The organism is Micromonospora sp. NPDC057141 (assembly GCF_042670805.1).
GTDB lineage: Bacteria > Actinomycetota > Actinomycetes > Mycobacteriales > Micromonosporaceae > Micromonospora.
In genome coordinates, this window is the sequence record NZ_JBHUVA010000039.1 from 17937 (window position 1) to 32782 (window position 14846).

At 74.4% G+C, this 14846-nt stretch carries 16 protein-coding genes; 4 read left to right on the forward strand and 12 right to left on the reverse strand.

Annotation, left to right across the window (positions count from 1 at the left end; translation table 11 throughout):
- Positions 1–104: 104 nt before the first annotated feature.
- Positions 105–848 carry a YqjF family protein gene (locus tag ACFT41_RS19670; protein ID WP_377589920.1) on the forward strand — a complete coding sequence of 248 codons (744 nt, stop codon included), beginning with the start codon at positions 105–107 and terminating at the stop codon, positions 846–848.
- A gap of 46 nt (positions 849–894) precedes the next feature.
- Here the strand turns inward: ACFT41_RS19670 and ACFT41_RS19675 are convergent, their stop codons facing one another.
- The 4 genes from ACFT41_RS19675 to ACFT41_RS19690 are packed head-to-tail and all read right to left on the reverse strand — an operon-like array spanning position 895 to position 4037.
- Positions 895–1788 carry a VOC family protein gene (locus ACFT41_RS19675; protein WP_377589912.1) on the reverse strand — a complete coding sequence of 298 codons (894 nt, stop codon included), beginning with the start codon at positions 1786–1788 and terminating at the stop codon, positions 895–897.
- Positions 1785–2102, reverse strand: coding sequence for a Dabb family protein (locus ACFT41_RS19680; protein WP_377589913.1), 318 nt, complete (start codon positions 2100–2102; stop codon positions 1785–1787). Before ACFT41_RS19680 ends, ACFT41_RS19675 begins: the two co-directional genes overlap by 4 nt.
- 22 nt (positions 2103–2124) lie before the next feature.
- Positions 2125–2652 carry an aromatic-ring-hydroxylating dioxygenase subunit beta gene (locus tag ACFT41_RS19685; protein WP_377589914.1) on the reverse strand — a complete coding sequence of 176 codons (528 nt, stop codon included), beginning with the start codon at positions 2650–2652 and terminating at the stop codon, positions 2125–2127.
- Between the two features lie 5 nt (positions 2653–2657).
- Entirely contained in the window at positions 2658–4037 is a 1380-nt protein-coding gene (locus ACFT41_RS19690; protein WP_377589915.1) for an aromatic ring-hydroxylating dioxygenase subunit alpha, read from the reverse strand.
- A gap of 264 nt (positions 4038–4301) precedes the next feature.
- Here ACFT41_RS19690 and ACFT41_RS19695 point away from each other — a divergent pair, with 264 nt between their 5' ends.
- The gene (locus ACFT41_RS19695) at positions 4302–5408 is read left to right on the forward strand and encodes an acetamidase/formamidase family protein (protein ID WP_377589916.1); all 1107 of its coding nucleotides are present in this window, start codon (positions 4302–4304) and stop codon (positions 5406–5408) included.
- Between the two features lie 390 nt (positions 5409–5798).
- Here the strand turns inward: ACFT41_RS19695 and ACFT41_RS19700 are convergent, their stop codons facing one another.
- Genes ACFT41_RS19700 through fdxA form a run of 7 tightly spaced genes read right to left on the reverse strand, consistent with a single transcriptional unit; the run spans position 5799 to position 11474 of the window.
- On the reverse strand, positions 5799–6746 hold the full coding sequence (locus tag ACFT41_RS19700; RefSeq protein WP_377589917.1) for a ribokinase: 948 nt from the start codon (positions 6744–6746) through the stop codon (positions 5799–5801).
- 7 nt (positions 6747–6753) lie between these two features.
- Positions 6754–7128 (reverse strand): cupin domain-containing protein, encoded by a 375-nt coding sequence (locus tag ACFT41_RS19705; protein WP_377589918.1) that lies wholly within the window; start codon positions 7126–7128, stop codon positions 6754–6756.
- Positions 7129–7153: 25 nt separating this feature from the next.
- The gene (locus ACFT41_RS19710) at positions 7154–7978 is read right to left on the reverse strand and encodes an HpcH/HpaI aldolase/citrate lyase family protein (RefSeq protein WP_377613943.1); all 825 of its coding nucleotides are present in this window, start codon (positions 7976–7978) and stop codon (positions 7154–7156) included.
- Positions 7979–7985: 7 nt separating this feature from the next.
- On the reverse strand, positions 7986–9161 hold the full coding sequence (locus ACFT41_RS19715; RefSeq protein ID WP_377588405.1) for a hypothetical protein: 1176 nt from the start codon (positions 9159–9161) through the stop codon (positions 7986–7988).
- Positions 9158–10186 carry a fumarylacetoacetate hydrolase family protein gene (locus tag ACFT41_RS19720; RefSeq protein WP_377588404.1) on the reverse strand — a complete coding sequence of 343 codons (1029 nt, stop codon included), beginning with the start codon at positions 10184–10186 and terminating at the stop codon, positions 9158–9160. Before ACFT41_RS19720 ends, ACFT41_RS19715 begins: the two co-directional genes overlap by 4 nt.
- Complete coding sequence (locus ACFT41_RS19725) at positions 10183–11154, reverse strand: NAD(P)/FAD-dependent oxidoreductase (RefSeq protein WP_377588408.1); 972 nt, start codon at positions 11152–11154, stop codon at positions 10183–10185. Before ACFT41_RS19725 ends, ACFT41_RS19720 begins: the two co-directional genes overlap by 4 nt.
- Before the next feature lie 8 nt (positions 11155–11162).
- Positions 11163–11474, reverse strand: coding sequence for a ferredoxin (gene fdxA / locus ACFT41_RS19730; protein WP_377588403.1), 312 nt, complete (start codon positions 11472–11474; stop codon positions 11163–11165).
- Positions 11475–11647: 173 nt separating this feature from the next.
- Here fdxA and ACFT41_RS19735 point away from each other — a divergent pair, with 173 nt between their 5' ends.
- Both ACFT41_RS19735 and ACFT41_RS19740 read left to right on the forward strand, forming a co-directional pair.
- Complete coding sequence (locus tag ACFT41_RS19735) at positions 11648–12964, forward strand: hypothetical protein (protein ID WP_377588402.1); 1317 nt, start codon at positions 11648–11650, stop codon at positions 12962–12964.
- Between the two features lie 49 nt (positions 12965–13013).
- Positions 13014–13865 carry an IclR family transcriptional regulator gene (locus ACFT41_RS19740; protein WP_377588401.1) on the forward strand — a complete coding sequence of 284 codons (852 nt, stop codon included), beginning with the start codon at positions 13014–13016 and terminating at the stop codon, positions 13863–13865.
- Positions 13866–13912: 47 nt separating this feature from the next.
- Here the strand turns inward: ACFT41_RS19740 and ACFT41_RS19745 are convergent, their stop codons facing one another.
- A complete protein-coding gene (locus tag ACFT41_RS19745; RefSeq protein WP_377588400.1) occupies positions 13913–14680 on the reverse strand; it encodes an IclR family transcriptional regulator in 768 nt (255 codons plus the stop codon).
- Positions 14681–14846: the final 166 nt, after the last annotated feature.

Genomic DNA, 14846 nt, shown 5'->3' on the forward strand with positions numbered 1-14846 from the left:
TGGTGTGTCGGTCCGCCCACGCGCACAGGTCGACGTATTTGCCCGCGTAGCCGCGTACAGCGTCCTAGGAGGATGGCATGGCTGAGGTCGGACAGGATGGGGCCGTGGACATCGAGCCGGTCGACCCCGCCCCCGCCCGGGCGTTCCCCTGGGCCATCCTGCGACAGCGGTGGGAGGACCTCACCTTTGTGCACTGGGCGGTCGCGCCGGAACTGGTCGCGCCGCTGCTGCCCGCCGGCACCCGCCCGGACACTTTCGACGGAGCCGCCCACGTCGGCCTCGTCGGCTTCCGGATGGTCGGGCTGGGCCTCGGCCGGGGGCCGGGGGTGCCCTACTTCGGCACCTTCCGGGAGACCAACGTGCGGCTCTACTCGGTCGACGACGCCGGGCGGCGGGCCGTCGTGTTCCGGTCGCTCGACGCGTCCCGGCTGGTCCCCGTGCTCGTCGCCCGGGCGAGCCTGCGGCTGCCGTACCTGTGGTCGACGATGCGGCTGGACCGCGACGGCGACACCTACACGTACCGCTGCCGGCGCCGCTGGCCCGGCCCGGCCGGCGCGTCGAGCCGCATGACGGTCCGGGTCGGCGACCCGATCGCCGACCCGACGCCGCTGGAACACTTCCTCACCGCCCGCTGGGGGCTGCACACCCGGGCGTACGGGCGCACGCTGCACCTGCCGAACTGGCACCCCCGCTGGCCGCTGCACCGGGCCGAGCTGCTGCACCTGGACGACGAACTGGTCGCCGCCGCCGGGCTACCAGCGCCCGCCGGGGCGCCGGTGAGCGTGCTCTGCTCCCCCGGCGTGCCGGTCGTGTTCGGCCTGCCCGCCGCCGCGCGCCGGCCCGGCTGACGGCCCGGTGCGGGGCCCGCCGCCAGGTCGGCGCGCGGCGGTGGGGTCAGAAGCGGCCCCAGTCGTCGGCGGCCGGCCGCCACACGTCGATGTTGCGCGGGTCCACGGCCATCCGGCGGGCCCGGTGGGTCTCGTGCTCCTCGGGCGTGAAGACCCGGTGCCGGTCGCACAGCTCGTAGCGCGGCCCGTGCACCGGGTCGTGCATGTAGAAGGCGATCGACGTCGACGCGGAGTGGTTGACCAGGTCCGAGGCGATGGGCACCCGCTTGTACTGGGCGCGCGCCCGGCCGCGCATCACGTGGTCGAAGCTCTTCATCATGAAGCACAGGTGCGCGACGTAGAACTCCTTGTTGCGCTGGATCGCCAGGCTGTGGTGGTAGCGGTCCTCGCTGCGCAGGAAGACCGTCACGTCGCCGACGTAGTCGGAGACGAGGAAGCCGAGCACCTCGGTGTAGAAGCGCAGCGTCTCCTCGTACTTGTCGGTGGCGAGGAACGGGTGCACCAGGTCCAGCGGGCGCAGCTCGATCAGCGGCGGCTCGGCGTACTCGGCGTACTCGGTGAACAGCTCGACGATCAGGCCGTTGGGGTCCTTGACGGCGAAGCCGCGCTGGACGAGGCCCTTGACCCGGTCGGCCAGCTCGAACACCTCGTGCCCGGCCGCGGTCACCCGCTCCCGCAGGTCGTCGAGGACCGCGTCGGACTCGACGCTGAAGCCGACGGCCGTGGTCCAGGAGACCTCCCGCTGCGGCGCGGCGACCAACTCGATGCTGTGGTGCTCGATGTCGGCGCGCAGGAAGGCGTACTCGTCGTCGTGCTGCTCCAGTTGCAGGCCGACGTGGTACTGGAGGAACTCGATGGAGGCGGCCAGGTCCGGCACCTCGATCCGGGCGTACTCCATGCCGTACGGCCCACGGCGGCGGGCGGCGGCCTCGGTGGTCATCTGCTACCCCTCTCGGTGTGCTGGTGGTCCCCGGCGGTGGGGAAGCTGACGATGGCCTGACGCGCGACGACCGGGCGCCAGCGTTCCCGGACGAACCGCTCGTGCGAGTCGCTGTGCAGGTAGTCGAGCAGGTCCTGCTCGGTAGGGAACTCCACGACGAAGCCGTGGCTCATGGTGTCGTCGCGGGTGCTGACGTTCGGCCCGCTGCGCCAGTTGCGCATCGCCGGGTACCGCGACGGGAACGTCTCCAGCTCGGCCAGGACGGACTCGGCCGCACCGGGCGGCAGGTCGTCGCGGAACCGGAACACGAGCATGTGGGTGATCATGGCGGCCGGCTCAGAGGATGAAGCTGAGTCGGGCGCCGGGGTCCATGGACTCCATCACCGGTACGGCCCGCCGGACCCGGAACCGCAGCCCGTCGGGGTCGACCTTGAGCACGTGCTCGTAGCGGCCGACGTAGGTGTAGGAGCCGCCGTCGCGGTAGCGGTGGATGACGAAGTTCGCGGTGATCCAGACGGTCTCCGCGCCGGCCTCCAGCAGGATCACGTTGGACACCATCCGGTGGGTGCGCGAGTGCGGGTTCTCCGCGTGCGCCTTGCGGCTCTTGAGCCGCTTGACCCGGGCCCGGATCAGCTCGTAGTCGTCGGCGACGAAGTAGCCGGCGGTGGTGGCGTCCCAGCCGGCCCAGTCGGTGGTCGGCACCTCCAGCCGGCCGCCGGGCTCGAAGAGGGTGAACCACTCGTCGAGACGCCACTCGTCGAGCAGCTGGGCCTCGCGGTAGAGGAACTCCTCCACCTCGGCCCGGGTGACCTCGCGCGACTCCACACTCACCACTCCCCCACGGCTGCCGATGGTCGACGTCACGGCGCTCACTCCCCCGCCTTGGCAGCGGCGGGGCCGCTCGCCGGGGCGCCGGCCGGGGGCGCGCCGGCCACACTGGTGGACGCACCGACGACGTGCGCCCAGTGCCGCCAGAAGCTGCGCATCGCGCCCTCGTCGATCGAGCGCCCCTGGTTGCCCTGCTTCTCGTTGGCCATGCCGCGCGACATGTCGCTCCAGTCGTGGCCGGGGTCGGCCGCGTCGGCGGTGGCGACGATGCCGCGCTGCACCGCCTCGTACGCCTCGATGTCGTCGGGGGTGGCCAGGCCGCCCGGCCCGACGAAGCTGACCATCGTCTTGATCCGCAGCGCGCGCACCGACTCCGGCTCCCCGACCTCGACGAACTGCCACGCCCGCACGTCGGTGCGGTCGGCGGCGACCGGTTCGAGCTGCCGGATGGTCAGCGCCTCCAGGTCGAACAGCAGCAGGTTGGGGAAGACGAACAGGATGCGGCTGGCGTCGGCCACCTCGGCGGCGAGCTCGGGCCCGAGGCGGGCCTCCAACTCGCGCCGCTTGGCGACGGTGCGCACTTTCTCCTCCTCGCCGAAGCGGGGCTCCCAGACCATGCCGATGCGGCCGTTGTGGCCGGTGAGGACGAGCAGGCCGTGGCCGCCGCCGAGGTCGTAGGCGTACTGGTCGTCGTCGGTGACGGCGAAGCCGGTCTCCCGCAGGTAGCCGACGAACGTGTTGTGGGTCGGGGCGAAGTGGTAGCCGTCCATGGCGTTCTCGACGGCCAGCTTCCAGTTGCCCTTGACGCTGTAGAGCTGCACACCGGGCAGGGTGGTCATACCGCGCTCGCCGATCTTGGCCGTCAGCGACATGTAGTGCGCCGCCGGGCCGAGGTGGGTCAGCAGGTCGGGCACGCCCGCGTCGAAGGCGATGAAGACGAAGCCCTCGTGGATCTGCAGGCGGGGCACCTGACGCAGGGCCATCGACGCCCGGAAGGCGGGGTCGTCGGGGTACGCGTCGTCGCCGGGCAGCGCGGCCAGCTCGCCGGAGTTGCTGAACGCCCAGGCGTGGTAGAAGCACTGGAAGAACTTGGTGTTGCCCTCGCTGTGCCGGCACAGCACGGTGCCCCGGTGGGTGCAGGAGTTGAAGAAGACCCGCACCTCGCCGTCGGCGTCGCGGCAGAAGATCAGCGGACGCCCGCCCAGTGTGCGGGTCTTGAAGTCGCCCGCCTTCGGGATCTCCGTCTCGTGACCGAGGTAGAGCCAGGTGTGCCCCCAGATCCGCGCGATCTCCTCGGCGAACACCCCCGACTCGCGGTACGCCGAGCGGTGCACGCGGAACCGCAGCGCCTCCCAGTCCTCGTCGATCATCGCGCCGTCACCGGGTGCACCGAGCGGGCGTACCGGCGTCTGCTGCGCCATCACCTCACCGCCTTCTACGTCATGCGAGACAGCGTCTCGCACCACGATGCTGCTATCCGGCCCCGCCACCTGTCAAGAGCAGGCCATACTCCGGCACCGGGTTACTCGCTGTTAATACGGACGCAACACGCACCCGCTGTTTCGTTGGCCACGATGCCGAACATCGACTCGGCGCGGCCCCGCCGCTGCACCGCGAGTACGGGCCCCTGCGCCGCGCGCCGCCCACCGCACCGCCAGCCGGTGTCACCCCTCCCGGAGGATCCCATGCTCCAGCCGCACCAAGGCCCGATCGCTGGAACCCACTACCTGCCGAGCACGCCCGACACCTGCCTGTGGGGCCGGCTGCCCGACCGGCGGCACCAGCCCGTGCTGCGGATCCGCTCCGGCGAGACGGTGACGATCGACACGCTCAGCCACGAGGGCATCCTGGAGGACCAGGGCCGCGACCCGGTCGCGTACCTCAAGCAGTTCGACGTCCCCGCCGACGGGGTCCTCGCCGACGCCCGCGACCTGGCCGGCTCCGACGTCGCCCACGACTACGACGCCGACGGGCCGCACGTGGTCACCGGACCGATCGCGGTGGACGGGGCCGAACCGGGCGACGTGCTCCGCGTCGAGGTCCTCGACCTGCTCATCCGGGCCCCGTACGGTTTCGTCAGCAGCCGCCACGGGTACGGCGCGCTGCCCGGCGAGTTCCCCCTCACCCCCGCCGACACCGGCCCCGACGGCGACGGTCTCCGCGAGTACGGCAGCGTCTGCCACTTCACGGCGGTGGTCAGCAGCGGCGGCCGGCTGTACGGGACACTGCCGTACGGCGACGGGCGGGCCGCCCGCTTCCCCCTCGCCCCGTTCCTCGGCCTGATGGGCGTCGCCGTGGACACCGACGACCCGGTGCACTCCGTGCCGCCCGGCGCGTTCGGCGGCAACCTCGACATCAACGAGCTCCAGATCGGCTCCGCCCTCTACCTGCCGGTGCAGCTGCCCGGGGCCGGCTTCTACGCCGGCGACCCGCACTACGCCCAGGGCGACGGCGAGGTGGCGCTGACCGCCCTGGAAGCGCCGCTGCGGGCCACGCTGCGGCTGTCGGTCGTCCCGCAGGCGCAGGCGGGGGCCCTGGGCGTCGCCGACGGGCCCTTCGCCGAGACCGCCACCCACTGGCTGCCGGTCGGCCTGCACAGCGACCTCGACGAGGCGATGCGCCGGGCCGTCCGCGCCGCCGTCGCCTTCCTCGCCCGCACCCAGGGCATGCCACCGCAGACCGCCCTGGCGTACCTGAGCGCCGCCGCCGACTTCGAGGTCAGCCAGGTCGTCGACGGGGTGAAGGGCATCCACTGCCTGATCCGCAAGGCGGACTTCCCGGCCCACGTCTGAGCCGGGACGCCGGGTGGGCGGGGGCGGGGACGGGCCTCCGGCCTGGCCTCGCGAGGCCGCCCCGGCAGACGACGGGGCGTCACGCGCCCTCCCGGCGCCACAACTGCTTCACCGCCCTTTGCTCTGCACCCACATACGCAGCAGTTGACCCGCTGTGATGGGCCACGGGACCCCCCGGACATCCACGATATCGGATATAGCCTGGCAAGCCGGGGTGCCGCGTGGGTGGGTGCAGAGCAAAGGGAGCGCGCGATGTTGTCCGAGGCCGGCGGAGAGCCACGCAGAGTGAACGCGCCGATCCCACCGGGAAGCGGCGCGCGGTCCATACGCAGCGTGGCCGTCGCCGACGAGGGCCGGGAGCGCCTAGCGGCCCCGGCGCCGCTGCGGCACCTACGAGCCGACCGGCACCTCGGCGCGGCGGGGCGCGGCGGCCATCGCCCCCGGCCGGGTCACGGTCACCGCCGCCACCCGGCTCGCCCAGCGGGCCGCGTCGTCGATCGCCGCGCCGTCGAGCAGCGCGTCGGCCAGGGCCGCGCAGAAGGTGTCCCCCGCGCCGGTGGCGTCCACCGCGTCGACCCGCTCAGCCGGCACCAGCCACTCCCGGTCGGCGGTGACGACCAGCGCGCCGTCCGCGCCGAGGGTCACCACGACCGGCCCCCGGGTGCCCAGCGACCGGGCCAGCCCGGCCAACTGCGCGGCCGGCCCCGAGCCGGGCGCCGGCCCCGGGCCAGACACGGAGGCCGGGCCAGACACGGAGGCCGCCGGGGCCCCGGCCAGGGCCGCCAGCTCGCCCCGGTTCGGCACGAGGATGTCGACCCGGGCCAGGGTCGCCGCGTCCACCGGACGGGCCGGGGCCGGGTTGAGCACCACCAGGCCGCCCGCGGCGGCCACTGCGGCGGCCACCACCTCGGCGGCGACCTCCTGCTGCAACAGCACCGCGCGGGCCGAGGCGAGCAGGTCGTACGACGGCACGAGGTGCTCGGGCGCGAGCCACATGTTGGCCCCGGAGCTGACCGCGATGGTGCTGTCGCCGTCGGCGGTGACCAGCACGATCGCCTGGCCGGTCGGGCGGGGCGCGCGCAGCACCCCGGCCGTGTCCACGCCCTCGGCGGCGAGCAGCCCGGTGAGCCACTCCCCCTCGGCGTCGTCGCCGACCGCGCCGACCATGGCGACGCGGCGGCCCAGCCGGGCGGCGGCGACCGCCTGGTTGGCACCCTTGCCGCCGCCGGCGCGCCGGTGGTCGGCGGTGCCAAGCACCGTCTGGCCGGGCGCGGGCAACTCGGCCAGGGGCACCACCACGTCGACGTTGAGGCTGCCCACCACCACGATGTCGGTCACGGCGGCCTCAGCCCTGCCCGGGACGCCAGGCGTGCGCCAGGAAGTCCGCCCGGGGCGGGGCGAAGACGTCCAGGTTGATGCACGGGCCCTCGGTCGGCTCGACGTAGTGCACCGCACCGCGCGGCACGAGCAGCATCGAGCCCGCTCCCATCGGGTGCGCCACCCCGTCGACGTGGTAGTCGCACCGGCCGCCGAGGATGAGCACGAGTTGGTCGAAGTCGTCGTGGTGGTGCGGGTTGAGCGTCATGCCCACGCTGAGCTCGTGCCAGGCCAGCACGACCTCGTCGGTGGCGTACACCTTGCGGCGCACCCCGGGCCGCACCTCGGTGGCCGGGATGTCGTCCCAGTTCACCGCGATGCCGTAGAGCTGCGGGTTGAGCATGTCAGCGCTCCCTTTCCGGGTCGGGTCAGCCGGCCAGCCGGCGCAGGCCGGCACCGAGCAGTTGCAGGTCCGAGCCGACGACCAGGTAGCCGGCGGCGGTGAGGCCGTACCGGGCCAGGGCGTCGGGCGTACGGTCGGACACCCAGCCGCCCAGCGCGGCTCCCGTCGCCCGGGCAGCGTCGGCGATGTCGCCGGTGCGCCGCAGCAGCGGCGTCGGATCGTCGGTGCTCGCGAGGCCGAGGCTGACCGCCAGGTCGGTGGTGCCGACGAAGCCGACGTCCAGGCCGGCCAGCAGGTCTCGCAGGGGGTCGTCGGTGGTCGCCGTCTCGATCTGGGCGACCAGCAGCGGCGGGTCGGCGGCCTCCGCGGCGAGGTACCGGTCGAGGCCGCCGACACCGTAGCCCGCCGCCGGGTGCGCGAGGCTGATGCTGCGGCGCCCGTGCGGGGCGTACAAGCTGGCCGCGCGCAGCGCCCCGGCCTCGGCCCGGCTGCGGACGGTGGACAGCTGGACCCCGACGGCGCCGGCCTCCAGCAGCCGGTTGACCTGGCCCGGGTCGACCGCCGGCACCCGGACCAGCGCCGGCAGGCCGAGCGCGGCGGCGAACCGGAGCTGGTCGGCGGCGGTGCGTTCGTCCAGCGCGGAGTGCTCCAGGTCGACCACGACGAAGTCGAGCCCGGCCTGGGCGGCCAGGGCCACCACGTCGGGGCCGGGCAGCTTGAGGAACGTGCCGACGAGCCGCCCGCCGCCGCGCAGCGCCGCCCGCAGCCGCCTGCGGGAGCGGTGCACGCCGGCGGGCGGCGCGGCATCCGTGGCGGACGGCGCGGGGACGGCGGGGTCGGTGGCGGGCATCAGCGGCTCACGCCCCGGCGACGCCGGCCGCCGGGAGCCCCCGCCACGGCACGGTCGGCACCTGCTCGCCGGCGAGCAGCACCAGGCTCGGCTCCAGCCGGCGGGCGACGACCCGGTTGCCGGCGGCGTCGGGCAGCTCGGCCTCCTCGGCGTCGGCGAGCACCGTGACGTGGGCCGGGCCGCCCTCGACGAGGCTGCCGTAGCCCTCGGCGTCGAGGCCGGTCAGGCGGGCCGGGGCGGACGTCACCCGGGGCACGATCTGCTCCATGGTCATGCCCATGGCCCGCAGCTTGGCCATGCTGGTGACCAGGTCGAACACCGGGCCACGCCAGTTGCGGCCGCTGGTGTCGGAGGTGATCACGTCGGGCAGGAAGCCCTGCTCGATGGCCGGACGGGCCACGGCGAAGCTGAGGTTGCTCTTGCCGTGGGCGGACTCGAACAGCACGCCGCGCTCGCGGGCGGCGTACACCTCGGGCAGGACGGTGCCGTCGCCGAGGATGCCGTACGGCTTGCCGGTGTAGCAGTGGGCCACGACGTCGCCGGGGCGCAGCAGGTCGAGGATCACCGGCAGCGGCTCCGGGGTCTCCCCGATGTGGATCATCAGCGGGAGCCCGGCCTCGGCCGACAGCGCGAGGGACCGCTTGAGCAGCGTCCGCCACTCCAGGCCGACGACGTCCTCGGAGAGGCGGATCTTGAAGCCGCGCACCCGGTGCGGGTTGGCGGCGGCGATCTCCAGGGCGTCCTCGGGCACCAGCGTGCCCGGGTTGAGCAGCTCGCCGAAGCGGAAGTCGATCAGGCCGAGAACCGAGACGTTGAGGAAGTTGACCAGCCGCATCCGGGCCGGGCCGGCGACGAAGCGCTCGAACGCGGCGAAGGTGGACGCGCCGACGGTGCCGGCGTCGCAGGCCGCGACGACGCCCCGGTGCAGGTGCGCCTCGTCCGGCGGCGCGCCGACCTTGGAGACCTCGGCGAAGATGTGGGTGTGCGCCTCGACCAGGCCGGGCAGCACGTACTGCCCGGTGCAGTCGACCACCTGCCGGCCCTGCGCGGCGAGGCCGGGGGCGATCCGGGCCACCCGGTCGCCGGTCACCGCGACGTCGGCCACTGCGCTGGCGCCGGTGGCGGCGTCGAACACCTCGCCGCCGGCCAGCACCAGGTCGTAGCGCGGGGAACTGTCAGTCATGGCATCACGCTTTCTGTACGAAGCGGCGGCGACGGGCGGGCGTCGCCGGGCAGGGGGTCGGGCTCGGCCTTCGGGGTCGGGGTCTCGGCTGTCCGGTCCGGGGCCCCGGCTGTCGCGGCCGGGGTCTCGGCGCGGAACCGGGTGCGCAGCGGCAGCACCCCGGCGACAGTGACCTCGACCAGGTCGCCGGGGGTCAGGAAGCAGCCCCGGTCCTGGCCGGTGCCGGTGGGGGTGCCGGTCAGCACCACGTCGCCCGGCTCCAGCACCACGTACCGGGAGATCCAGGCAAGCAGGTCGGGCACCGGGAAGATGAGGTCAGCGGTGCTGGCCTGCTGCCGCAGCTCCCCGTTGACCGTGGTCCGTACGCCGATGGCGTCGCGGTCGGCGACCGCGTCCAGGCCGAGCACCGAGGCGCCCAGCGCGCCGAAGCCGGGGAAGCTCTTGGCCAGGGTGGGGCTGCCGGAGGCGACCATCACGTCGCGGGCGGTCAGGTCGTTGGCGGCGGTGATCCCGGCGACGTGCGCCCAGGCCCGCTCGGCGGGCGTGTGGTGCATCCGCGCGCCGATGACCAGGGCGACCTCGCCCTCGTAGTCGGATTGCGCGCTGACCGAGGTGGGCAGCGGCACGGTGTCGTCGGGGCCGGAGCCGGCGTTGGGCGACTTGAGGTAGAGCACGGGCTGGGTGGGCAGGGGCCGCCCGGTGGTGCGCGCCTTGCAGTGGTAGTTGAGGCCCACCCCCCACACGGCCGGGGTCCCGCCCAGCGGGGCGACGATGTCGCCGGCGAGGGCGTCGAGGGGCAGCCGGCGGCGCACGGTCGCGGCGCGGGCCGGGGCGAGCCCGGCGCCGGCCCGCAGCAGGGCGGCCACGTCCGCGTACGGCAGGTCGAGCAGCTCGACGGCGCCGTCGCCGGTCAGCCGGCCCAGCCCGTGCCGGGTGGCGACCAGGTGCGGGCCGGCAACGGTGTGCGGGGCGTCGGCGGGGTGCGGGCCGGCGGCGCTGGGCGCGTCGCCCTGCGGGGCGGTCACGCCGCGTCCGAGGAGTGCCCGGGCACCGTGCCCAGCATCGGGTTGACCAGCGGGGCGAGGTTGTTGACGGCGGCGGCGGCCTCGCCGAAGCCGACGGAGATCAGCCGCACCTTGCCCTCGTAGTCGGTGATGTCGCCGGCGGCGAAGACGCGCGGCAGGTTGGTGCGCATCGACCGGTCGACGGCGACGTAGCGGCGGTGCATCTCCAGGCCCCAGCGTTCCATGGCGCTGAGGTCGGCGATGAAGCCGAGGGCGGCCACCACCGCCTGCGCGGGCAGCTCCTCGCGGCCCTCGCCGCGCACCTGCGCGATGCTCACGGAGGTGACGGTCCGCTCCCCGGCGATGCCGCACACCTCGTACGGGGTGAGCACACGCACGGTCGAGGACTCCAGCTGGGCGACGCTGTGCTCGTGGGCGCGGAACTGCGGCCGGCGGTGCACGAGGGTGACGCTGCGGGCGTACGGCTCCAGCGCGAGGGCCCAGTCGACGGCGGAGTCGCCGCCGCCGACCACGACGACCTCCTGGCCGGCGAGTTCGTCGAGGCGGGGCACGAAGTAGCGCAGGCCCCGGCCGAGGTAGTCGTTGCCGACGGGCAGCTCGCGGGGGGTGAAGGTGCCGATGCCGGCGGTGAGCAGGACCGCCTTGGCGCGTACCTGGGTGCCGGTGTCGGTGCCGATGAGCACGTGGTCGGCGGCGGTGGTCAGCTCGACGGCGCTCTCCCCGAGCAGGAACGTCGGCTTGGCGGTGGCGGCCTGGGTGAGCAGTGCGTCGACGAGTTCCTGGCCCCGCACCGAGGGCAGGCCGGCGATGTCGTAGATGGCCTTCTCGGGGTAGAGGGCGGCGATCTGGCCGCCGGGTTCGGGCAGCGAGTCGATCAGCGCCACGCTCATCCCGCGGAAGCCGGCGTAGTAGGTGGCGTACAGGCCGGCGGGGCCGGCGCCGACGATCGCGAGGTCGACCTCGTGCAGCTCGCCCATCAGGCGGCGCTCCCCGCGACGGCAGGGTGGTCGCGGCCGACCCGGCCGATCTTGCGGGCCCCGCCGGGGCTGCCGAGCTCGCCGAAGAACTCGGCGTTGATCGGCCCGAAGTGGGCCCGGTCGGCCGGCAGGTCCTCCAGGTGGAAGATCGAGGTGACGGGGCAGACCGGCTCGCAGCGCCCGCAGTCGACGCACTCGTCGGGGTTGATGTACATCATCCGGTCGCCCTCGTAGATGCAGTCCACGGGGCACTCCTCGACGCAGGACCGATCCTGCACGTCCACACACTCGTCGGTGACCACGTAGGTCATCGGTCCTCCAGCGGTTGGGTCGGCCGTCCGCATCCGCACCGCTGCCCGTCGCGCTGACGTCGCCGGATGCGGGGCGATGTCGTTGATGTCAGGTCACGCTAGAGAAGCCATCCCGAGTATGTCAACATACGAGACGTCATCTTGAATGAAGTCACGGCGGCGGGAGTGTGGGGATGGACGACCATGTGCCGGCGGCACTGCGGCGGGCGGCCGAGGACGCGATCGACGAGGCAGCCGTCCTCGACGCGCTGACCGTGCTGGGGGCGGAGCCGAGCCCGTACGGCCGGGAGCGGGCCACCGCCCACCGGCTCGCCGGCTGGGCCGCCGCGCGCTGGCCGGAGCTGTCCTGGCGGGTCGACCCCCTCGACCCGACGGCGGCGCTGCCGGACAGCGCGAACCTGGTCGGCTCCTCCGCCCTCGGCACGGCGCCGGAGCTGCTCGTCTATTCACACCTGGACACCTCGCTGACCGGCGGGGCCGACTTCGACGCGCCGATCACCGGCCTGGACGCCCCCGCGCCCGGGCTGCGGCGGCCGGAGGGGCCCGACACCGAGCGGGTGGTCAGCGGCTTCGGCCTCGGGGTCGCCCGGGGGGCAGCCGCCGCCGCTCTCGTCGGGTTCGCCGCCGCGGCCGGCGCGTGCCGGGCCGCCGGCCGGCCGCACCGGCTGACCCTGCTGCTCGCCGCCGCCGGCACCCACCGCAACGATCCGGACGCCGGCCCCGCCCCCGGCGGGGTGGCCCACCACCTGGACCGGCACCCGCTGCCGGCCGCCGCGGTCGTGGCCAAGAGCGGCCCGCCGGGCGTCCTGACCGCCGAGCCAGGGGCCATGTTCGTCCGGGTACGGCTGACCAGCCGCTTCCATCCGGCGCTGTTCCGCGACACCGCCGTCCCGCCGGGGGGCCTGCTGGCACACCTCGGCCGGGTGGTCGCGGCGCTGGAGGCGTTCCGGCACGCCCACCTGGCGAGCCGGGCCGGCCGCACCGGCCAGGTCGGGGCCGAGGTGGGCATCGGGGCGGTGCGGGCCGGCCAGCCGGGCAAGCCCGACCTGCTGCCCGGGCGGCTGGAGTTCCACCTCTACCTCGTGACGGTGCCCGGCGACGAGCCGGCGGAGATCACCGCCGCCTTGGCCGCGACGCTGACCGAGAGGCTGCGCGACACCCCGCTGGGCGACTGCGGGGTGAGCGTGACCGGCTGGCCGGTCCACCCGGCCGCCGCCACCGACCCGGACGCCCCGATCTGTCACTGGGCCGATGCCGCCTGGCGGGCCGCGCACGGCCGCGCGCCGCAGCCGGTGCGGGGCTGGACGGGGTCGACCGACGGGGTGCTGCTGCGCGGGCGGGGCGTGCCGACCGTCCGGCTGGGGCCCCCGCTGCTCCCGGCGGACCCGGCCGACTCTCGGCGGGACCGTTGTGCCGTCGCGGACCTGCTGCGTTTCGCCCGGATATATGCCGACATCGCGCTACGAAGCCGGCAGACATCGACAGGCTGATGTGCCATATGCCATGATACTGTCTCACTTCACGCAACGAGGGATCCAGATGGCGGACGACAGCCCCTCGCCGGGGAAGAACGCGGACCAGAGCGCTCCGGCGATCCAGACCGTGCAGCGCGCGGCGGTCATCCTCAACGCGTTCACCGCGGCGCGCCCACGACTCAGCCTCAACGAACTGACCGCCAGCCTCGGCACCAGCAAGGCGACGGCCCACCGTTACACCAAGGCGCTGCGGGAGAGCAACCTGTTGCGCTACGACGAGCGGGAGGGACTCTACTCGCTCGGCCCGCAGATCCTGACCCTCTCCGCCGCCGCGCGCGCCGCGATGCCGGTCATCAGCATCGCCGGCCCGCACATGCAGCAGCTCGTCCGCGAGATCGACGAGACGGTGGTGCTCAGCGTCTGGGACGGTGACACGGCCGTGGTCGTCCGCGCCGACGACAACACCGACCGGGTCATCCGCGTCAGCGTCCGCACCGGCTCCCGGCTCTCGCGCACCGAGTCCGCCCAGGGCCGGGTCTTCTGCGCCTTCCTGCCCGCGGACGACGTGGTCGGGCTGGCCGACGAGCTGGCCGCCTCCGCCGAGCTGCGCCGGGAGGTCGACAAGATCCGGCGCACCGGCATCTCGGCGAACACGCCGTCGGCCAACGGCGTCCGCAGCATCGCCGCGCCCATCTTCCGCGGCAGCACGCTGATCGCCGCGATGGCCATCGTCGGCACCACCACGTCCGTGCCGGAGGGCACCGACAGCCCGCTCGCCATCGCCCTGCAGCGCGTCGCCGCCGTGGTCACCGCCGAGCTGGGCACCAACGGCAACGGCCACCACCCCGTGCCGGAGAACGGCAACGGCAACGGCCACCGCCCCCCGGCGGCGCGTGGCGGCGCGGGCCGGCGCTGACCGGGCGCGGGCCGAACCGACCGGGCGCGGGCGCTGACGCCGACTCGTCAGCTCACGGCCGCGCCGAGCCCCTCGGACAGCTCGCGCGCGATGGCCAGCAGGGCATCCGCCGCCGCGGCATCCGCCGCGCCGGAGAGCACCGCGTCGGTGCCGAGCACGCCCAACGCGGCCACCACCTGGGTACGCTCGAACACCGGCGCGGCCAGCACCCGCACCCCGAAGTCCTCCGGCGAGTTGACCGCGAAGCCGTCGCGGCGCACCTGCTCGACCACGGCTCGCAGCCCGGCCGACAGGCGCAGCTGACGGGCCACCACCGGGGCCTCGGCGGGCGGCAGGAACGCGCAGAACACCCGGCCCTGCGCCGAGCGCACCAGGTCCAGCGGTGATCCCGTACGCACGCTCAGCCGCACGTCGCCGCTGACGTTGTCCATGCAGCGGACCACGATCGGGCTCTCGCCGTTCCACACGCTGAGCACCGAGGTCTGGTTGGTCAGCCGGGTCAGCCGGTCCAGGTGGGGCTCGGCGGCGGTGACGATGGGCAGCGCCGCGCGGGCCGCGGCCTCCATCGCCAGGATCTGCGGGCCCAGCGTGTACGTGGCGGTGGCCGTGTCGAAGCGCAGCAGGTTGGCCGCGCGCAACGCGCGGGCGTACCGGTGCGCGGTGGCCCGGCTGATCGCGAGGTCGGCGGTCAGCTCCGCCAGGGTGAGCCGGGGCCGCTCGGCGGAGAACGCCTGGAGGATGGTGGCGGCCCGCTGCACGGTCTGGATCGCGGGCGCGTCGCCGTTGTGCTCCTCGATCCCGACCCCGACCGCCATCGCGTCACCTCGCGCATCCCCGTCGCCTCCGCAGGATGCGCACTCTACCCAGCGCGACGGCCGAGGTGCGAGGCCGGCGCGGCGCGGCGCGGACCCGCCACCCACCGCACGGGACTTCGACTACCGTGCGTGAGATCGGCCTGCTAATTCACCCGGACGGGTCGAT